At 41.5% G+C, this 17,988-nt stretch carries 19 protein-coding genes; 6 read left to right on the top strand and 13 right to left on the bottom strand.

What is annotated here, in order from left to right; all coding sequences use genetic code 11:
- Positions 1 to 258: 258 nt before the first annotated feature.
- The 5 genes from AC1DXF_RS05305 (at position 259) to AC1DXF_RS05285 (ending at position 4,066) form a co-directional block, all read left to right on the top strand.
- Entirely contained in the window at positions 259 to 600 is a 342-nt protein-coding gene (locus AC1DXF_RS05305) for a hypothetical protein (RefSeq protein ID WP_477446857.1), read from the top strand.
- A 256-nt stretch (positions 601 to 856) separates the two neighbouring features.
- Positions 857 to 1,975: a glycosyltransferase gene (locus AC1DXF_RS05300; protein WP_477446855.1), complete on the top strand. Its 1,119-nt coding sequence runs from the start codon at positions 857 to 859 to the stop codon at positions 1,973 to 1,975.
- Entirely contained in the window at positions 1,966 to 2,571 is a 606-nt protein-coding gene (locus AC1DXF_RS05295) for an RNA polymerase sigma factor (protein WP_295713138.1), read from the top strand. The genes AC1DXF_RS05300 and AC1DXF_RS05295 overlap by 10 nt, the downstream gene beginning before the upstream one ends.
- Entirely contained in the window at positions 2,561 to 3,193 is a 633-nt protein-coding gene (gene rsmG, locus AC1DXF_RS05290) for a 16S rRNA (guanine(527)-N(7))-methyltransferase RsmG (RefSeq protein WP_477446853.1), read from the top strand. The genes AC1DXF_RS05295 and rsmG overlap by 11 nt, the downstream gene beginning before the upstream one ends.
- Before the next feature lie 351 nt (positions 3,194 to 3,544).
- A complete protein-coding gene (locus AC1DXF_RS05285) occupies positions 3,545 to 4,066 on the top strand; it encodes a hypothetical protein (protein ID WP_477446851.1) in 522 nt (173 codons plus the stop codon).
- Positions 4,067 to 4,348: 282 nt separating this feature from the next.
- Here AC1DXF_RS05285 and AC1DXF_RS05280 read toward each other — a convergent pair whose 3' ends face one another.
- From AC1DXF_RS05280 to AC1DXF_RS05255, 6 genes are all read right to left on the bottom strand, one after another.
- Positions 4,349 to 4,591 carry a hypothetical protein gene (locus tag AC1DXF_RS05280; RefSeq protein WP_477446849.1) on the bottom strand — a complete coding sequence of 81 codons (243 nt, stop codon included), beginning with the start codon at positions 4,589 to 4,591 and terminating at the stop codon, positions 4,349 to 4,351.
- Positions 4,592 to 4,852: 261 nt separating this feature from the next.
- A complete protein-coding gene (locus AC1DXF_RS05275; protein WP_477446847.1) occupies positions 4,853 to 5,521 on the bottom strand; it encodes a leucine-rich repeat domain-containing protein in 669 nt (222 codons plus the stop codon).
- 204 nt (positions 5,522 to 5,725) lie between these two features.
- A complete protein-coding gene (locus tag AC1DXF_RS05270; protein WP_477446845.1) occupies positions 5,726 to 7,393 on the bottom strand; it encodes a M56 family metallopeptidase in 1,668 nt (555 codons plus the stop codon).
- A 19-nt stretch (positions 7,394 to 7,412) separates the two neighbouring features.
- Positions 7,413 to 8,732 carry a M56 family metallopeptidase gene (locus AC1DXF_RS05265; RefSeq protein ID WP_477446843.1) on the bottom strand — a complete coding sequence of 440 codons (1,320 nt, stop codon included), beginning with the start codon at positions 8,730 to 8,732 and terminating at the stop codon, positions 7,413 to 7,415.
- A gap of 42 nt (positions 8,733 to 8,774) precedes the next feature.
- Positions 8,775 to 10,535 carry a M56 family metallopeptidase gene (locus AC1DXF_RS05260; protein ID WP_477446841.1) on the bottom strand — a complete coding sequence of 587 codons (1,761 nt, stop codon included), beginning with the start codon at positions 10,533 to 10,535 and terminating at the stop codon, positions 8,775 to 8,777.
- Positions 10,536 to 10,660: 125 nt separating this feature from the next.
- Positions 10,661 to 11,041, bottom strand: a complete 381-nt coding sequence (locus tag AC1DXF_RS05255) for a BlaI/MecI/CopY family transcriptional regulator (RefSeq protein ID WP_147052154.1) — start codon at positions 11,039 to 11,041, stop codon at positions 10,661 to 10,663.
- Between the two features lie 357 nt (positions 11,042 to 11,398).
- Here AC1DXF_RS05255 and dprA point away from each other — a divergent pair, with 357 nt between their 5' ends.
- Positions 11,399 to 12,496 carry a DNA-processing protein DprA gene (dprA, locus tag AC1DXF_RS05250; RefSeq protein WP_477446839.1) on the top strand — a complete coding sequence of 366 codons (1,098 nt, stop codon included), beginning with the start codon at positions 11,399 to 11,401 and terminating at the stop codon, positions 12,494 to 12,496.
- A gap of 90 nt (positions 12,497 to 12,586) precedes the next feature.
- Here dprA and AC1DXF_RS05245 read toward each other — a convergent pair whose 3' ends face one another.
- The 7 genes from AC1DXF_RS05245 to rfaE1 all read right to left on the bottom strand — a co-directional run bounded on the left by AC1DXF_RS05245 (position 12,587) and on the right by rfaE1 (position 17,814).
- Positions 12,587 to 13,063, bottom strand: coding sequence for a SixA phosphatase family protein (locus tag AC1DXF_RS05245; protein WP_477446837.1), 477 nt, complete (start codon positions 13,061 to 13,063; stop codon positions 12,587 to 12,589).
- 85 nt (positions 13,064 to 13,148) lie between these two features.
- Positions 13,149 to 13,835, bottom strand: a complete 687-nt coding sequence (locus AC1DXF_RS05240; RefSeq protein ID WP_477446835.1) for a porin family protein — start codon at positions 13,833 to 13,835, stop codon at positions 13,149 to 13,151.
- A gap of 101 nt (positions 13,836 to 13,936) precedes the next feature.
- Entirely contained in the window at positions 13,937 to 14,575 is a 639-nt protein-coding gene (locus AC1DXF_RS05235) for a porin family protein (RefSeq protein ID WP_477446833.1), read from the bottom strand.
- Positions 14,576 to 14,655: 80 nt separating this feature from the next.
- The gene (locus AC1DXF_RS05230; protein WP_477446831.1) at positions 14,656 to 15,621 is read right to left on the bottom strand and encodes a glycosyltransferase family 9 protein; all 966 of its coding nucleotides are present in this window, start codon (positions 15,619 to 15,621) and stop codon (positions 14,656 to 14,658) included.
- Between the two features lie 12 nt (positions 15,622 to 15,633).
- Positions 15,634 to 16,140 carry a D-glycero-beta-D-manno-heptose 1-phosphate adenylyltransferase gene (rfaE2, locus tag AC1DXF_RS05225; protein WP_477446829.1) on the bottom strand — a complete coding sequence of 169 codons (507 nt, stop codon included), beginning with the start codon at positions 16,138 to 16,140 and terminating at the stop codon, positions 15,634 to 15,636.
- Positions 16,141 to 16,186: 46 nt separating this feature from the next.
- Positions 16,187 to 16,744: a D-sedoheptulose 7-phosphate isomerase gene (locus AC1DXF_RS05220; protein WP_477446827.1), complete on the bottom strand. Its 558-nt coding sequence runs from the start codon at positions 16,742 to 16,744 to the stop codon at positions 16,187 to 16,189.
- Between the two features lie 83 nt (positions 16,745 to 16,827).
- Complete coding sequence (gene rfaE1, locus AC1DXF_RS05215; protein WP_477446824.1) at positions 16,828 to 17,814, bottom strand: D-glycero-beta-D-manno-heptose-7-phosphate kinase; 987 nt, start codon at positions 17,812 to 17,814, stop codon at positions 16,828 to 16,830.
- Between the last annotated feature and the right edge of the window lie 174 nt (positions 17,815 to 17,988).

Raw genomic sequence — 17,988 nt, 5'->3', positions numbered from 1 at the left:
TATTCCTTATTCGGCCCAAAATGAAGATGGCCGGCGCCTGGCAAAAGTGGAGGGTGTATACGCTGGATGACAGCATCGGGTGAGGCTGCTTATCCATATATACCATTCACCCCAATGTTTGGATAACTACTACCAGTTCTCTCAACTCCTAAATTTAATCCAGTAAAAAAAGAATTATTTACATCTTGACAACCATGTAAATAAAAAGTCATCTTAGTATCTATAATCATCTAAATAAAAAATTACGGTGACATTAGTATGAATAGCGAAATTTTAAAGAAATACGATGTTAACTTTTACACAGCTGGAGACGGAACCAAACTGACAAACGGAAGCAACAATGCAATTAGTTCCTACATATACATATGGCGGCAAATTGATGACATAGGTGATTTTTTGTTAGATATTGATCGTTGCCTTGACGGCCAATTTGAATCGGTTGAAGATCCTGATTACAGCGATGGTTTAACCAGGATGTATGGAACTTTAACCTATAATAGTTTGATTATCACGGCAAAAGATGGGGTAAATCCAATTGAGATTCCGTTAGTAGATTTTAAAGTATTGCTCTTGTCCTGGAGAGAGTTTTTACTATCCTAATATATTGGGATTTAAGAGCTCTTTATAGACCACAAATTATTTAACACTAAAAACAAGTAATCGGTTTCTATTAAAGTTTCGTATTGAGCACCTCCAGGCGACATAAATGACTAGCTACTTATCAACACATTTTTGTCTTACATGAAATGTGTGGAAAACTACTGCCAGCTCTCTCAATCTAAACCCTCAAATTTAAGCCGATTAGGCCCTTTAAATTCGTGTAATTTTAACAACTTTGCCTGATTATTTTTGTTCATTGGAAACTTATATACAAATCGTACTTTTTCTACTTTTTCAGCTCTGTTTTATTTTTCAGCTGTACTACCTGGTAAGCAATCACATCAGCCTTGCCGGTTACAAGCCCCATGATGAGTTACCAACTGTTTTAATACCTGTTTCTGTAATTATTGCTGCCCGTAACGAGGCGCAAAACCTGCAGGAAAACCTACCATCTATACTGGAACAAAACTATCCCGATTTTGAAGTTGTGGTGATAAACGATTGCTCGTACGATACATCAGATGAGGTTTTGGAGGATATGCAGCGCCGGTACCCCAACCTAAAAGTGGTTACCATAACCGAGCACGACCGCTTTAAAACCGGGAAAAAATTCGCGCTTACATTGGGGATAAAAGCTTCAAAAAACGAATACCTTTTATTTACCGATGCCGATTGTAAACCTGTATCGGCAAATTGGATAACCCGTATGATAGCTAATTTTGGCGGCGGGGCACAAATAGTTTTGGGCTACTCGCCTTATTACAAAACCCGGGGCTTTTTAAACTGGTTTACCCGGTTCGAATCGGTAAAGGCCGCCACCAATTACTTTTCATATGCCTTAAACGGCGATGCTTATATGGGGGTTGGACGCAACCTGGCCTACACCAAAACGTTGTTTTTTAGCGCCAAAGGCTTTGCATCACATATGCATGTGATATCGGGCGATGACGATTTGTTTGTAAACCAGCATTCCACTCCTGATAATACGGCCATTGAAATACATCCCGAATCTTTTGTTTATACTGCCGCAAAATCAACCCTGCCATCATGGTTCAGGCAAAAGAAAAGGCATGCAGGTGTAGGGAAACTTTATAAGGCAAAGCACCGTAAAATGCTTATTTTTGATGCTGTTAGCGGTTTTTTGTTTTACATGCTGCTTATACTATGCCTGGTTTGTAAATTCGAACCGTTATTGGCATTAGGTTTGTTGCTCTTTAGACTGATTATCCAATTATTAATCTATAATAAGGTTTTCAAGAAGCTGGATGGCAAAGATCTGATTTGGTATTTACCATTTTTTGATATCATATATTATATGTATTTAATTGGATTTGGATTAGTTGGGCTACTTTTAAAAACCACCCAATGGAAATAAACGCAAATTTTACCGAGAACGCCAAGAACGATTTTCACCTGGTAGTGAGGGCCCGCACGGGCGACCAGAAAGCCTATGCCGACCTGATGCACCGTTATAAAGACTCCATTTATTTTATGGTGCTTAAAATGGTGAACAATAAAGAGGACGCTATGGACCTTACCGTGGAAACCTTTGCCAAGGCATTTGAAAAACTGGAAAAATACCAGCCCGACTATGCCTTCAGCACCTGGCTTTTTAGGGTGGCAACCAATAATTGTATTGATTTTATCCGCAAAAAGAAACTCAATACCCAATCTATCCACGGGATGACGGATGAAGATGGCGACGAAAAGCCATTGCAAATAAAGGCTGATGTACTGAACCCGGAAGAAACATCCATCAAAAAACAGCAAACACAGGAGCTTAAATTGTTGATAGAGAGCTTACCGCCGCGCTACCGTAACCTCATTACTTTGCGTTATTTTGATGAGCTATCGTACGAGGAAATTGCACAACAGCTGGATTTGCCATTAGGTACGGTAAAGGCACAATTGTTTAGGGCCAGGTACCTGCTTGGTAACATCATCAACCGCTTTAACAGGGATGACATCTGATATCGTTTTTAAATATTTCCCCGAATTAACTGTACACCAGCGTAGCCAAATAGAACAGCTGCCCCAATTATATAACACGTGGAACAGCCAGATTAACGTAATATCCCGCAAGGATATTGATTTGCTGTATGAGCGCCATGTATTACACTCCATGGGTATTGCCAAAATAATGCCTTTTTTACCGGGCGAAAGTGTGCTTGACGTAGGCACAGGCGGCGGTTTTCCTGGTATTCCGTTGGCTATATTATTTCCCCAAACCTCTTTCCATTTGGTTGATTCTATCGGCAAAAAAATAAAGGTTGTTCAGGAAGTTGCTAAAGCGCTGGGCCTTACCAATGTGAAGGCTACCCATGCCCGCGCCGAAGAAATTGACGAGAATTTTGACTTCGTAGTATCGCGCGCGGTAACCCAATTAAAAGATTTTTATCCTTGGGTACGTACCAAATTCAAAAAGCAGTCGGGCAATAAACTGGCCAATGGTATCCTGTATTTAAAGGGAGGCGACCTTGACCAGGAGATTAAAGAATCGGGCCTTAAAGTGCAGCAATATCACCTTAAAGATTATTTTACCGAAGAGTTTTTTGAAACTAAACAGGTGATTTATGTGAAGGGGAAGTTGTAAATTCAAAATTCAAAAGTCAAAATTCAAAAGTTCTTTGGCTGTTCGAAGTCTCTTCGAACTACTATGCCTGTAGTTTGCAACTACAGTAACCTCTTTATGTGTTTATCCTAAAACAAAAACACCATATTTAGGATTCATCAAAACCCGGTTAGGGCGGGTTTGGTTTGTCGTGCCGAAGATCATGTATCAAGCACATCTAAATTACGCGGGAATTATGGTATCATTGATATTGATTGTTTTGGGCTTCCTGTAGTTTGCAGCTACAGTATATAATTGGGAGATTTATTTGTGTTGAAATAGGAAGGTGAAGATATGAGTCAGTACCTTTGAACAACTCAGGATTTTACAAATATGAAATTAAGAAAATTTTTAAAGTCGATTCAAGAATTGAAACCGACTAAAGAGGAGTTAATCACAAATGGTTTTCCCGTTTCTTTTCAAGATGATTGGGAAATTGATATCTTGAAAGAAGAGTTCGAAGCGTTTCGGGGCATATATGACCAGATGGTTTATTGTTTAGATACGATAACCTTATTTCCTGGTCTGGAACAATTAAGGAAAACAGATGAAAATGCTCCGAGACCTTTTAAAATTTGGGGGTTTAATTCTTTCTATAGTTTTTATTATGCTTATGATTATATCACGGATGAGGCTGTTTTATTAGATGATCTTAGGTCACCAGAACCATCAATATATTGTGCTGCCAGCGGGACTAAACTCTTAGATTGTCTTTTTGTAGTTGCGCAGTATTATAAAATGCAGCTATTTGAATCTGCAAAAGCAGAGGAACAGAAGGAAGAGTGGGTTAAGAAAGCGACAGAAGCTGCAGGAGGAGAGAAATATTTATTTCACTGCCAAATTCTGATTGGTTAATGTTTGCATTAATCGATTGTAAATAACCTTTCAAAGGTGCAATAATTGTTTACTTGGCTGTCCGACTTGAGCAGCAACTTTTGCGTTAGCGATTGCAGCGGATACCGGCCGACGTGGCTAAGGCCTGTGTAGTATGAGCGTAAAGCGCGGCCCACACTTCTACCGGTGGGGGCAACGCCATATTTAAGTCAAAAGTTGGAAGTCAAAATTCAAAAAAGTGCATAGCAAGGTTATTCGGGATGTTTTCCCGGTTGATGGGAGGAACAGTTCACTTGATTCTACTCAAATCAAATGATCGTGGTGTTGGTTATCGGTTCGCGATGCAGCGAAGAATACCAGGCCAATTACAAACAGGGCGCCGCCGGCAAACACAGGTAGCTTAAATGTCCAGCTGCCATTGGGGCCGGTAACAATTTCTTTGCTGCCGCTGCTATCAACAGCATTGGATGTTTTTTTGTAAAAAAAGTTGCTGACAACAAACAGTGCAATACCCAAAATGGCTACAATAATTCCAAACTTTTTCATGATGATTAAATTTAAATGATATACCCAATCGGTATGTAGGCGCTGTATATCAACTGAGTAGTATATCAAATTTAATAAGTTTAAATGGTAAGTGTATACTTTATTTAATTATTATTTAAGCAGGTGTGAAAGGGCGGGATACGGGGGTATTGATGGTATTGTGATGTCGATTGATTGTTTTGGCATCCTGTAGTCAGAGACTACAGGCATAGTTGTTCGAAGGAGACTTCGAACATCGGTGGGTATTGAACTTGCTACCTGCTAATAATCGTATCTGGATGTTTGGTATTGTCCTTTATATGCAAAGTGCATGTATTCAACCTTAGCCTTTGATCGCAATTCATTTTCTAATTGTTCATCCTTGAGATTATAATGCCGTTTATTAAGGAATCCGACAGTTTTTATAGAAGGATGTTCAATTATTGGTGTTAAATCACCATCAATAATATTGGTGTCAACAAATCTAAAATCTATTAGATTAGGAAAAAATTTCAGAAATGAAAGATTGTCAATTGATCCGCAACTATTCAGGCAAAGAACTCTCAGATTGCTTAAACTTAATAAATCATCACCGAACTGAAACTTTTTCGATTGATTGATATGAAGGTATTGGAGGTTTCTTTTGAATTGAGATAATCCTAAATCGTCTTCGAGTTTAGTGCAATAGTGCAGTTCCAGCCGTTTTAGATTATCAAATTTTGCGATTCCCTGAAAGTCTTTCAGATTCGCCCAATTGAGTTCCAAATACAATAGATTATCAGAAGCGGGCAGATTTTCAAATAAATTTGCCTTATGTTTCAAATGCCAAAGAATAGCATATTCGGCGTGAACAAAATTGTCATCTATTATTGGCTTTCTCTTTAGATCCTGGTTAAGATAATTGCCCGTTTTTATTTGTTCGAACCAAATCGTATTATATCGCCAATCCATTTTCCTATTACGTTTTTAAATGCGTTTTAACGTGCAATTTGTTGCTTTGTAACCTAAATTCGATTCTAATATAGGGTAATTTGATAGGGTTTATAGTAACAAAAAAGAAAAGCGGCTTTACACAGAAAAATGCCGAAGCGGATTTTACCGTTCAGCAATTTTTGCCCCATTGGGTTTGAGGGTAATTAGTTTGTTCTCTGATGGCTAATTTGCCTCCGGTGTAGCCTCAGCGGGGGATACAACTGGAGCTGGTTTCGGGTAGAGGGTTGCCGATATCGGTTTTAACTTCAATTTAATAGGTTTTAACCCTGTAACTTTTGGATAGAGGGTTGCCGATACTGGTTTCAACTTCAACGTTTTAGCAGGTTTTGGTGATAGTGGCTGTGTGCCGGGTTGAGGCGCTACAGGCATTCCAACCGTATCTTTTGAGTAAACAGGAGGTACTGGCGGCGGCATTCTGTTTATATCTTCTGATCTAACTGGCGGTACCGGTGGTGGTGGCGGCATTTTGTTTATATCTCTTGACACAACCGGAGGCGCAGGCGGAGGAGGCGGTGGCGTCCTGTTCACATCAGCTCCTTCAGCCGGTGGGGTTGGTAGTGGCGGGGGCGGAATGCGCAGGTTTTTGGCGCCATGTTTTGGTGGTGCAGGAGGCGGTGGGGGCGGCATTCTGTCCATGTCTGGCTGGGCACCGGGTGGCATGGGCGGCGGTGGCGGAAGTTTAGGGTAGATCATCATTTTAGGAAACGAATAACCGTATTTTTCCTTCAGCATAGCCAGTTCTGTTGGTTTTGCCTTGCTTTTGTAAAACTCTTTTTGATCGCCGTTTTTATCGGTAATAATTACCCTGAAATCGGTCTTGTTGTTAATAAGGTAGCCGGTTTCATCATATGCATAGCCTTTTGATGTAGTGGCCCTTGTTCTTATCTTGCGGTTAGATGTATCGGCTGTCGCTGTTTTGGGCGATGTAAGGACTGGCTTTGCAGCTTTTGGGGCCAGGTCAATAAAGGCATAATTTTTACTGAACGCCAATGTTGATGCGCAAAGCATCCCCGCACATATGGGTACGGCCACCAGGTATTTTAGCCTTGCTAAATTGCCCGAACGTTGTTGATTTAACATAATGATCCTCTTTTTTAACAAATTATAATTGAAAAATGAATGCGTGATTGACGAGCCATTGAGCCCGTAAGCATTGTTGACCAGGAACGACGAGTAGGCCAGCGCATCTGTTTCATGCGCAGCGGTTTGCTCATCGGCTATATACTCATGTACGGTTTTAAGGCTTATTTGCAACAGGTAAATGATAGGATTAAACCAATTGATAATTTTGATAACCTCGATAAAAACAATATCAAACGAGTGTTTTTGGCGGATGTGTACCAGCTCGTGCCGGATAATAATATCGCTGGCGCTGGTTTTGGTGCCGATAAAGAGGTAGTTAAAAAATGAAAACGCTGTATCTGCATCTTCAACATCTATCAGCTTGTACTTATTATCAATAAGCCTTTTACCCGATGTGGTTAGGTTTACCAGTTTGAACAACTTGATAACCAGTAATAAAGCCAACACCGATATCCCAACAATATAAACAGCCCATAAGGCATTGTCCCAGGTGATGTAATCAGCTGCATCTGGCGGCACAGTGGCCGAATTAGCAGGGGAGCTTACCAAGGTAATTTCCTGAACCTTTTCCGTTGGTTTTAAAGCACCTATCTGGATGACAGGCAGTACGAACGATAGCACACAACTCAGCAATAAGTATACCCGGTTAAGGTTATAATGCGTTTCGCGATTTAAAAACAGGCAGTAACCAGCGTAAAATACAGCCAGGTAAATATTTGCTTCTAACAGATAATGCAGCCAGTTCATAGGGTTGTGGTTTTAATATTTATAGTACCAGGTTTTGCTTGCCAGCTTTAAGCGTTTTCGAATAGCCAAGTTGAGTAGTGTTCACTATGCAAGGGTATGGTTCTATTTTCTGTTTTCCTTCAACCGCATAAAACGTTTTTGGCCCTTGTATAACAAACTGAATGTATAAGGCATAAGTTCCCGCCTTGGCCGGAAGGCTTTTTTTACAGCTATTTAAGCACTTAAATACCTGTTGGTAAAACTCCGGGCTGGTGCTTTCGGTAATTTTAACAGCGCTAATATGATGGCTGTCGTCTATATTAATTAAGCAGGTGATATTACCAGGCAGATTTCGGGTTAGGGCATTTTCAGGATACAGCAGGTTTTTATCTAAATAATCATTCACCATTTTTCCGATATTCGACACATTGCTTGCTGCTACATCTTTAATATCGGGAAGTATTTTTATCCAGGCATAATTTTTACTGAACGCCAATGTTGATGCGCAAAGTAATCCCGCACAAACCGGTAGTGCTACCAGGTATTTTAGCCTTGTTAATTTTCCTGAACGTTTTTTGTTTAACATCATTATCCTCTTTTTTAATAAATTATAGTTGAAAAATGAATGAGTAACGGTCGGCCCGCTAAGGCCGTAAGCATTATTAACCAGGAAGGTGGAGTAGGTGATAGCATCACCTTCCTGGGTGGCAGTTTGCTCGTCGGCAATGTATTCATGAACAGTTCTGATACTCATTTGAATTAAATAAATGAGCGGGTTAAACCAGTTGATGATTTTCAATACTTCCAGGAAAATGATATCCAGCGAGTGTTTTTGCCTGGCGTGCACCAGTTCATGCCTGATGATAGTTTTGTTGCCCGTAACCTTTGTACCGATAAACAGGTAATTGAGGAAGGAAAAGGCCATGTTTGCATCTTTAATATCTATCACCTTATATTTATTATCAAGCAATGTTTTACTTGATGTGGTCAGGCTTACCACCCTGAATAGTTTGATAGCCAGTAATATCATCATTACCGCTGTGCCGGTAATATAAACACACCATAAAACATCGGGCCAGGTAAGATGATGAACTATACCGGGCAGCACGCCGGCCGGCTCAGTGCTTAGTAGAGCCTGGGCCGTGGCAGCATGGTTTACTGCGGTAATTTCCGTCACCTTTTCTGCTGGTTTTAACGCACCTACCTGGATAACGGGCAGTACAAATGATAGGATACAGCTTAACAGCAAGTATATCCGGTTAAGGTTATAATGCGTTTCGCGATTTAAAAACAGGCAGTAACCTGCATAAAATACAGCCAGGTAAATGTTTGCCTCCAATAGGTAATGCAGCCAGTTCATTGGGTTGTGTTTATAGGTTTATTATCGGGAAAATACCTTTGATCAATCATTTACGTAACCTACCACAGCAATTTCATCTAAAGGAATGGATGGCTTTGGTGTAATATAAACATCCACTTTTGGTGTCGGATTATCTGCGGCCGTGGTCTTTGGCAAGTAAGCAACCTGGTTGTTTTTGCTATCAACCAAACTAAAAGACAATGGCATCGAATAATAACCGGGCTTTAGATCAAGCGAACCATTAAACGCTTTAACAGATCTTAAAACTTCTCCGTCCATTGCCGGGGTAAGCGGTCTGGTAATTTTAGGGTCGGTGATTTTACCGTCAACAATGTTAAATGCAATGATCACTCGTCCACCTATATGTTTATCGTGTTCAACTGCCGGATATCGCACGGTTTTGGCCACATATTTGTAAAAAGCGTCGGTTGTTGTGCGGATCGGTGTATCGGCCTGCATGCCAACCGGTGGAGCGGGCGGCGGTGGCGGGGGGAGTTTGGTGGCATCATTAATTACAACCTGAGCAGCAGGAATGTTTGTCGCTTTTTTATTGGTTTTATAGGGGGCCATAAAGGGGTATTTGTTGGTTCCAAAAACCATCAGGCTAAAGTCGTAATCCGACGCTTTTAGTTCGGCGGCATCAGCTGTTTTTATGAATTTGTAATAATCGGTACAAAAATAAACTATCATTTTATGCCTGCCCAGTGTTTCATTAACGGCGCCGGGATACGATTTTATGGCTCGTAAAACTTCCTGGTTAAACGCTGCACCGGCATTTTTGGTAATGCTGATATCGGTAATTTTGCCTTCGGCTTTAACATCGAAGCTAATGGCTACCAAGCCGGCCTGGTTGTTTGTTAATTCATTTTTTGGATAGATTATAGTTTTATTTAAATAATTAAATAAGTCAACGTAGCTGTCTTTAACAGAAATGGGTGGCGGCGGAGGTTGCAAATGGATGTTATTTTGTCCCAATTTTACTTTAGGTACGCTATCGGCCAAGGTTGGCAATGCCGGCTGATTGTGCTCCGGCGCAAGGTCAATCAGAGCGTAATTTTTGCTGAACGCCAATGTTGATGCACAAAGCATCCCGGCGCAAATAGGTACAGCCACCAGGTATTTTAGCCTTGCTAGGTTTCCCGAACGTTTTTGGTTTAACATAATGATTCTCTTTTTAAGTAGATTATAATTGAAAAATGAATGTGTAATGGATGAGCCGTTTATGCCGTAAGCATTATCAACCAGGAACGACGAGTAGGTGATGGCATCGGTTTCATGCGCGGCGGTTTGCTCGTCGGCAATATATTCGTGAACGGTTTTAAGGCTTATCTGCACAAGGTAAATAATGGGGTTGAACCAGTTGATGATCCTCAAAATCTCCATGAAAATAATATCGGCCGAGTGTTTTTGTTTGATATGCACCAGTTCATGCCGGATGATGGTATCACTGCCGTTTATTTTTGTGCCGATAAACAGGTAATTGAAAAATGAAAAAGCAGTGTTTGAACTTTCGATACCTACTAACTTGTATTTATCATTCAGTATGGTGTTACCCCTGGTGGTCATTTTAATGAGCTTACCAATTTTGATAAGTAGCAGCAAGGTCATTACCACAATACCTGTTATATATAGGTACAAAATGGCATCCTGCACGGTAAAATGACTTACCGGCGGCTGGTAGTTTACCAGCGCAGGTGCGGTGTTACTTTGGTTGTTAGCGGCAATGGTAATATAAGTTTGTTGTGCACTTTCGGTCGGGGGCCTCAGGGCACTTACTTGTATTAACGGTAAAATAAATGCCATTGTGCAGCTTAATAGCAAGTACACCCTGTTAAGGGTATAATGTGTTTCTTTATTTAAAAACAGGCAATAAAAGGCGTAAAAAACGGCTAGGTATATGTTTGCTTCCAGTAGGTAGTGTAGCCAGTTCATGATTGCTTTTTGCTTTTAAGGTTATCAATCAGTGAGGTTAATTCGTCCAGTTCTTTTACGCTGATCTTCTTCTCGTCAACAATAAACGATACCAGGCTTTGATACGAGTTGCTGAAATAGTTTTTCATCATCTTATCAAACGTGAATTTTTTGTACTGATCATCGCTGATAAGCGGGAAGTAAACGTGCGAGTTGCCATATGCTTTATGATCGATAAACCCTTTACCCTCCAACACCCGCACCACGGTTGATACAGTATTGTAAGCTGGCTTAGGATCGGGCATTTGCTCAATGATATCTTTTACAATAGCTTCCTTTAATTGCCACAGGATTTGCATAATCTGCTCCTCGGCTTTGGTTAGTTCTTTAACATTCATAGCAAACTATTTTTATAGTTAGATAAAGGTAAAACTATTTTTATAGTTTGCAAACTATTTTTGTAGTTTTTTAAAAATAGATTTCAGATGTGCAGATTTCAAATGTGCAGATGAGGGGAGTAGATGTGCAGACGAAAGAATTTTCTGAATCTGAATTTACCGAATTAAAGAATTTTCAGAATTTTAAAATCCGACTAATTCAATTAATTCGGTGAATTCAGGTTCAGAAATCTGCACATCGAAATTAATTTTGCTAATATTTTTAGGATTTGTATATTCGTGGTATCGATAGCGGGTTTTAATTTGCATATCTGCACATCTGAAATTTGCACATCGATACTTAATCTGCACATATAAATGACCACTTTGCACGGCGCCGCTTTATCATTTGTTAAAAACTTAGGCCCGGTTGCGGCTAAATCATTGATGGCGTATTTGGGCGGTGCCGAGCAGGTTTTTAGAACATCGCCCTTAAAAATGGCTTCTATACCTGGTATTGGCGAGAAACGGGCAGTACAATGGGATTTTAATGCAGCCTTGCGCCTGGCCGAAAAAGAACTGGAATTTGCCGCTAAACATGGCATCGAACTGATATTTTACACCGATGCCCGTTACCCCAAACGATTAAAAAACTGCGCCGATTCGCCTATACTATTATATAGTAGGGGCAAAATGGAGCTTAACATGCCCAAGGTGATCAGTATAGTAGGTACCCGCAACGCTACCGATTACGGCAAGCAATTATGCAGACAACTGATAGAAGAATTACAGCAATACAACGTTTTGATTGCAAGCGGCCTTGCCCTGGGCATTGATGTTGCCGCCCATAAAGAGTGCCTGCGGCTAAATGTACCCACAGTAGGGGTACTGGGCCACGGCCTCGACAGGATGTACCCCAGCCAAAACCGGGCAACTGCCGAAAAAATGCTCGAAAATGGTGGTCTGCTTACCGAGTATCCATCAGGTACCATCCCCGACAGGGAAAACTTCCCCCAGCGAAACCGGATTGTGGCCGGTATGGCCGATGCTACGGTAGTGATTGAAGCTGGGCTTAAAGGTGGCGCGCTGATAACCGCCGAAATTGCCAATTCCTATAACCGGGATGTTTTTGCATTTCCGGGCAGGCTGGATGATGTATATTCTGAAGGATGTAATTTCCTGATCCGCAACAATAAAGCGGCCCTGCTTACTTGCGTGGCCGACCTGGCCTTTAGCCTCGGCTGGGAAAAAGACGAAAACCTGAAACCCACCGAACAGTTTGCGCTACCGCTTGATTTAACTAAAGATGAAAGCCTGATATTTGATATTTTACAACAACATAAAGCCCCGCTGGCTATTGATGAACTTACCATAAAAGCAAACATGCCCATGAGCTCGCTGGCCATGAACCTGCTCAACATGGAAATGCAGGGCTACATCCGCAGTTTGCCGGGGAAAACTTATAGAGTGAATTAGGGTTACGTTGTACGTGGGACGTTTTACGTTATCCGTTTTTTATATTGTGCAAATTAACGTACAACTTATAACGTACAACCTACAACCTCTTCACCCCTTCGGCGAATCAAAAAAGGTTAAATGTCCGTCTTCGCTGCTGATGGATTCCCAGGTGTCGTTATCAAAAGTGATGAGGGCTACGGCGCAGGTTGGCAAATCGCGGTACTGGCCGGTAAGGTAATATAATACCTGGCTAATGCCTGGGTTATGGCCTACAACGCCAATAAAATCGTACTCGTTTGGCAGGCCGTTAATCACTTTTACCCAGGTATATTCGTTGGCTTCGTAAATCCTTTTATCTGTGCCCGCATTGGGCAGTTGCAGTTGCGCGGTAAAAATATCGGCTGTGGTTTGCGTGCGCAGGGCCGGGCTGGTTACTATTATTTGCGGTATAATGGATTGCCCTTTCAGTATCGATGCCATCAGCATGGCATCCTCCTTACCCGCCTGCTTTAATGGTCGTTCAAAATCAACGTAGCCACTTTCATGTGTGGCTTTGGCATGGCGGATGAGCAGCAATTTTTTCATGACAAAACGGATTTACCGGGTATTTTATGTTTAGTTTATTAAAGTAATAACGCAACCTTTTGTTTGATATTTTTGGCCAGAAGGCTTAAAAAACAAAGCCCACGGAAGCGCCAAAAACGCGTGATTTAAGTTTATAACCTAAATTGTTAGGTGCTATGTTTGATAAGCCAAGGTCGTAATTTAAATTAAGGAGCAGGCCGCTTTTAAGTTTAACACCTGCAATAGCGCCTGCGCCGTACTCGTCCGACCGGATATCGCCGTTATCGCCAAATGTGATTTTATCGCTTGATGATATTGTGGTATGTGTGCCATTGTTATCATTGTCGGCCGATTGTTTCTTTTTGCCATAAATCCCCATGCTTACAAAGGGGCCCGCGCCCAGGTAAAAATCACCTGCCACAAACGGTACGTGGTACACAAGGTTTACCGGAACCTGTATATAATACAAATTGTATTTGGTATCCACTTCGCTTTTTGATCCGTTGGGGAAGGTACCGGTAAAGCCATTGAATGTGCCGCCTTTGCCGGTAAAATTGACGGCTGGTTGCAATGAGAAATGGCCGAGTTTAACATCAACAAAAACGCCGAAATTAAAAGATGTTACAGAGCCATTGTTAGCTATAGTATTTGTGCCGGCAATTACATTAGTCTGCGTGCCCGATGCCTGCATGGTTACAAAATTTACACCGCCTTTGATACCGATAGCAGGCAGTTGCGCGAAAGCGGCTAACGACGGGCAAGATAAAAGCAAGGCAAGAAAGGTTCTCTTCATGTAGCAGCAAATGGTTTACAGGTTAAAACAAATGTATAAATAATACCAAATAAAAAAAGGGGCGTTAATGATGGCTTTTCTTTTGTATTCTCATTCAACTATTAAAATACGAAGCCTGCGGAAACTCCCAGAGCGCGATTTTTTATGTTGTCTCCTTTGTTGTTGGAGATATTTGTTAGTCCCAAATCATAGTTTAATCCTATTAACAAGCCATTTTTTAACTTAAGGCCAGCTATTATATCCGCACCAAAGTCGGTCGGTTTGATATCTGCTTCGTTGTTGCCAAACTTAATATCATGAGTTTCGGTAGTAGCGGAGGTTATATATTTTGTTTTGCCTGATAAACCCACTGCTACATAAGGGCCAGCTCCTGCATACAAATTCCCTATTGTAATAGGTAAGCGATAAATTATATTCATGGGTACCTGTAAATAATATAAATTGTTTTTTTCGGTAACATCTATACCGTCGGCCTCTTGTCCTTTATAAAACACCTGCCTGCCTTTTCCGGTAAAACTTACCGCAGGCTGGTATGAAAAATTGCCAAATTTAAAGTCCATAAATGCAGCAACCGAAAAAGTAGTTAGCGTTTTTCCTGAAACAAGCGGATCATCTTTATATTGCGATGGTATGTTTGTTTTCACAAAGTTAGCGCCACCCTTGACGCCAAATTCAAGATTTTGCGCAATGGCGCTCAGCGATAAAACAGATAATAATAGTGAGAGGAGTATCTTTTTCATGGATAAGGTTTTAAATAATAGATAATATTTAAACCTTACGTAATATCAACCAGTGATATTACAGCCACTGATAATAAAGTTTACCTGTTTACAAAACTGATAATATCACCTTCAGGCATATCATTCATGCATTTAAAATGCCCGAGCGGACATTTCTCCAACCCAAATTTTGAGCATGGGCGGCAATCCAGGTCGATGCCCGCAACCAGCACCTCTTTAACCATATAGGGTTGTACGCCCAGTAGCTCGGGTACGGTGCCGCCCCAAACAGATACAATTGGTTTGCTGAAAGCTTCGGCAATGTGGGTGAGGCCGGTATCAAAACCTATAATACTTTGGGCTTGGGATACCAGGTAAACCGATTCATCCAGCGAGGTTACCCCACAGGCATTATAAATATTTGCGCCGATGGCGGAGGCAACAATATCGCCATTGGCTTTAACATCGTTACCGCCCAATAGTACAACCGGCAATTTAAGCTGGCTGCATATACTGATGATTTTTTCATTCGGCATCCGTTTGGTGAAATGCGTTGCCCCAATAACGAAGGCGATATAGCCGTTTTGATGCGATGCGGGCAATAATTTACTTAGCTCATGCTCCGCCTTAACATAGTAATCAATTGGCTGACCATCGTTAATAACGCCTATAGGCTTTGTTGCTTCCAGGTACCTGTCAACCAGGTGGGTTGGGGCTATCAGCTTTAGTTTAAACTTTAAGCTGAGCCATTTCCTTATAGGTTGCTTTTTGTAGGTTGTGGCTTTTATACCCGTACGCAATTTAATAATGGTGGTGCGCAGGTTGTTGTGCAAATCTACGATGTGATCGTATTTTTCGGCCTTAATCTCGTTAATGGTATCTGATAGCGATGGTTTTAGCAGCAGTAGTTTATCAACATAAGGATTATTGTCATAAATATACTTAAACGCCGGCTTGGTTAAAAAATGAACTTCGGCATTGGGTACCTGCTTTTTGATGCAACGTACAACGGGTGTGGTATATATAATATCACCCATCGAGCTAAAGCGGATCACCAGTATCTTCATATCGCTGCGGTATCAGGAAATTTGGTTCCTGATTTTATTTATTATCGAGGTTGAGGAATAGCCCTCTACAAAATTAATGGTTTTAACCTCGCCGCCATTGGCAATCACCTCTTTAGCACCAATAATGTTTTCTACTGAGTAATCTGCACCTTTTACCAGGTAATCGGGCAAGAGTGTGCTGATTAAATTGAGCGGGGTATCTTCCTCAAAAACTACTATGGCATCTACAAAAAACAGAGCTGCTAATATTGCCGCGCGGGTGTTCTGGTCGTTAACCGGCCTGCTTTCGCCCTTAATGCGCCTTACAGAACTATCAGCATTAAGCCCGATGATCAGCTTATCGCCCAGTTCGGCAGCTTTGGCCAGGTAGGTGATGTGGCCTATATGCAGTAAATCAAACACACCATTGGTAAATACCACCTTTTTTCCTTCGCTTTGCCAGCTTTGCACCAGGCTTTTAAGCGTGGGCAAATCGTTGATCTTTCCGGTAAGTGTTTTTTCGAGATCGATTCTCATCATTTTAATTTTTTTGGCGGGTGGCTCAAATAGGTGCCTATACGATTTTTTAATCAAACATATTATCAACCGCCTGGCACATAATATGGCCTATCAGGATATGCATTTCCTGGATGCGGGCGGTGGTGTTTGATGGTACTACAATATTTAAATCGCAAATACCGTTCATTTTACCGCCGTCCCGGCCGGATAATCCTAAAGTTTTGCAGCCGTATTGAGCAGCAGTTTCAAAGGCATTTAAAATTCCCTGGCTATTGCCGCTGGTAGATATGCCGATAAACAGGTCGCCCGGTTTGGCATATGCCTCAACCTGGCGTGCAAACACCCTATCGTAATGGTAATCATTGGCAATGGCAGTCATTGCCGAAGTATCTACCGTTAAAGCTATTCCTGGCAAGGCTTTCCGTTCCTTTACAAATCGTCCGGTTAATTCGGCCGCAAGGTGTTGTGCATCTGCAGCACTGCCGCCATTGCCGGCAAATAAAATCTTATTGCCGTTTTTTAAAGTAGTGGTCATCATTTCGCAGGCTGTTTCAATATCACCTTGCAGTGTATCAATTACCAGTTGTATAGTGTGCTGATGATCTATAAGTTCTTTTAAAACCATGTTATAGTTTTGAATTTTGTGTTGTCTGTTTGAGATCCTCTTTTCTTGTGCTAAAAAAGCTTTCTGCTTTGGGCCTCTGGCTTTCAGCTCCTATCTATATCCTTAATTATCTCATCGATAGTTGTGGTTGCGCTGCCTACATGGCGTATTACAATAGCGGCGGCGTGGTTGGCCAGTTCACACGCTTCTTCAACAGACAATCCCGAAGCTATAAAATAAGCCATAGTTGCCAAAACGGTATCGCCCGCGCCGGTTACGTCAAATACTTCGGTAGCTTTTACCGGTAACGATTTGTACGACAGCTCACTCAATATTACCATACCTTCTTCGGATAGCGTAACCACAATATATTCAGTGCCCGTTTGCCCAAAAATAACTTTTGATGCTTCCTGCAGGCTTTCTATCGAATTTATTTTTTCCACTTTGGCCGCTTCCGCCAGTTCTTTACGGTTTGGTTTAATGATAAATGCACCTTTATACTTTTCGTAATTGAGCCCCTTAGGGTCAATTATTACTTTTTTACCGTGCTTAGTAGCCTCGATGATAACCCGCTGAGTTAATGTGGGCGAAAAAAGGCCTTTGTTGTAATCAGACAATATCACCATATCCGCCTGTTCAATATAATCGCCTAATTTATCAATAAGCTCATCTTCAATAGCTATTGAAACGGTGTCTGTAACTTCCCTATCCACCCTTACCAATTGGTGACTGCCCGCCAATACCCTTGTTTTAACCGTAGTGGGGCGGTTATTGTCTTTGATAATGGTATGGGTTTCTACGCCTTCGCTTGTTAGTATATCAAATACCCGGGCTGCGGCATCATCATCGCCAATTACACCGGCTACGGTAACACCCGCGCCAAGGGATACCAGGTTTTGCACCACATTCCCGGCGCCACCAAGCGTATATGTTTCTTTTTTTACATTCACTATAGGCACCGGCGCCTCGGGCGAAAGCCTTGTGGCGCCACCTATTATATAATGGTCAACCATCAAATCGCCTATAACCAGTATTTTGGGCTTTGCACCTGACGATTGTATAGCGTGTACTTTATCTTTTAGTTGGTTCATTAGTTCACTGGTTCATTAGTTCATTGGTCTTTTCGCTTCGCTGTCATTGGTCTTTTCGCTTCGCTGTCATTGGTCATTTCGCTTCGCTGTCATTGGTCATTCGCTTCGCTGTCATTGGTCATTTGCTTCGTTGTCATTGGTCATTCGCTGCGCTGTCATTGGTCATTCGCTGCG

The organism is Mucilaginibacter sp. P2_A5, assembly GCF_056404995.1.
This window is presented reverse-complemented; position numbering and strand designations above follow the sequence as displayed.

Bases quoted from the DNA above. Each gene is read 5' to 3' on its own strand.
- AC1DXF_RS05305 (WP_477446857.1), top strand. From the start codon at position 259: ATGAATAGCGAAATTTTAAAGAAATACGATGTTAACTTTTACACAGCT.
- AC1DXF_RS05295 (WP_295713138.1), top strand. From the start codon at position 1,966: ATGGAAATAAACGCAAATTTTACCGAGAACGCCAAGAACGATTTTCAC.
- rsmG (WP_477446853.1), top strand. From the start codon at position 2,561: ATGACATCTGATATCGTTTTTAAATATTTCCCCGAATTAACTGTACAC.
- AC1DXF_RS05285 (WP_477446851.1), top strand. From the start codon at position 3,545: ATGAAATTAAGAAAATTTTTAAAGTCGATTCAAGAATTGAAACCGACT.
- AC1DXF_RS05280 (WP_477446849.1), bottom strand. From the start codon at position 4,591: ATGAAAAAGTTTGGAATTATTGTAGCCATTTTGGGTATTGCACTGTTT.
- AC1DXF_RS05275 (WP_477446847.1), bottom strand. From the start codon at position 5,521: ATGGATTGGCGATATAATACGATTTGGTTCGAACAAATAAAAACGGGC.
- AC1DXF_RS05270 (WP_477446845.1), bottom strand. From the start codon at position 7,393: ATGAACTGGCTGCATTATCTGTTAGAAGCAAATATTTACCTGGCTGTA.
- AC1DXF_RS05265 (WP_477446843.1), bottom strand. From the start codon at position 8,732: ATGAACTGGCTGCATTACCTATTGGAGGCAAACATTTACCTGGCTGTA.
- AC1DXF_RS05260 (WP_477446841.1), bottom strand. From the start codon at position 10,535: ATGGCATTTATTTTACCGTTAATACAAGTAAGTGCCCTGAGGCCCCCG.
- AC1DXF_RS05255 (WP_147052154.1), bottom strand. From the start codon at position 11,041: ATGAATGTTAAAGAACTAACCAAAGCCGAGGAGCAGATTATGCAAATC.
- dprA (WP_477446839.1), top strand. From the start codon at position 11,399: ATGACCACTTTGCACGGCGCCGCTTTATCATTTGTTAAAAACTTAGGC.
- AC1DXF_RS05245 (WP_477446837.1), bottom strand. From the start codon at position 13,063: ATGAAAAAATTGCTGCTCATCCGCCATGCCAAAGCCACACATGAAAGT.
- AC1DXF_RS05240 (WP_477446835.1), bottom strand. From the start codon at position 13,835: ATGAAGAGAACCTTTCTTGCCTTGCTTTTATCTTGCCCGTCGTTAGCC.
- AC1DXF_RS05235 (WP_477446833.1), bottom strand. From the start codon at position 14,575: ATGAAAAAGATACTCCTCTCACTATTATTATCTGTTTTATCGCTGAGC.
- AC1DXF_RS05230 (WP_477446831.1), bottom strand. From the start codon at position 15,621: ATGAAGATACTGGTGATCCGCTTTAGCTCGATGGGTGATATTATATAT.
- rfaE2 (WP_477446829.1), bottom strand. From the start codon at position 16,140: ATGATGAGAATCGATCTCGAAAAAACACTTACCGGAAAGATCAACGAT.
- AC1DXF_RS05220 (WP_477446827.1), bottom strand. From the start codon at position 16,744: ATGGTTTTAAAAGAACTTATAGATCATCAGCACACTATACAACTGGTA.
- rfaE1 (WP_477446824.1), bottom strand. From the start codon at position 17,814: ATGAACCAACTAAAAGATAAAGTACACGCTATACAATCGTCAGGTGCA.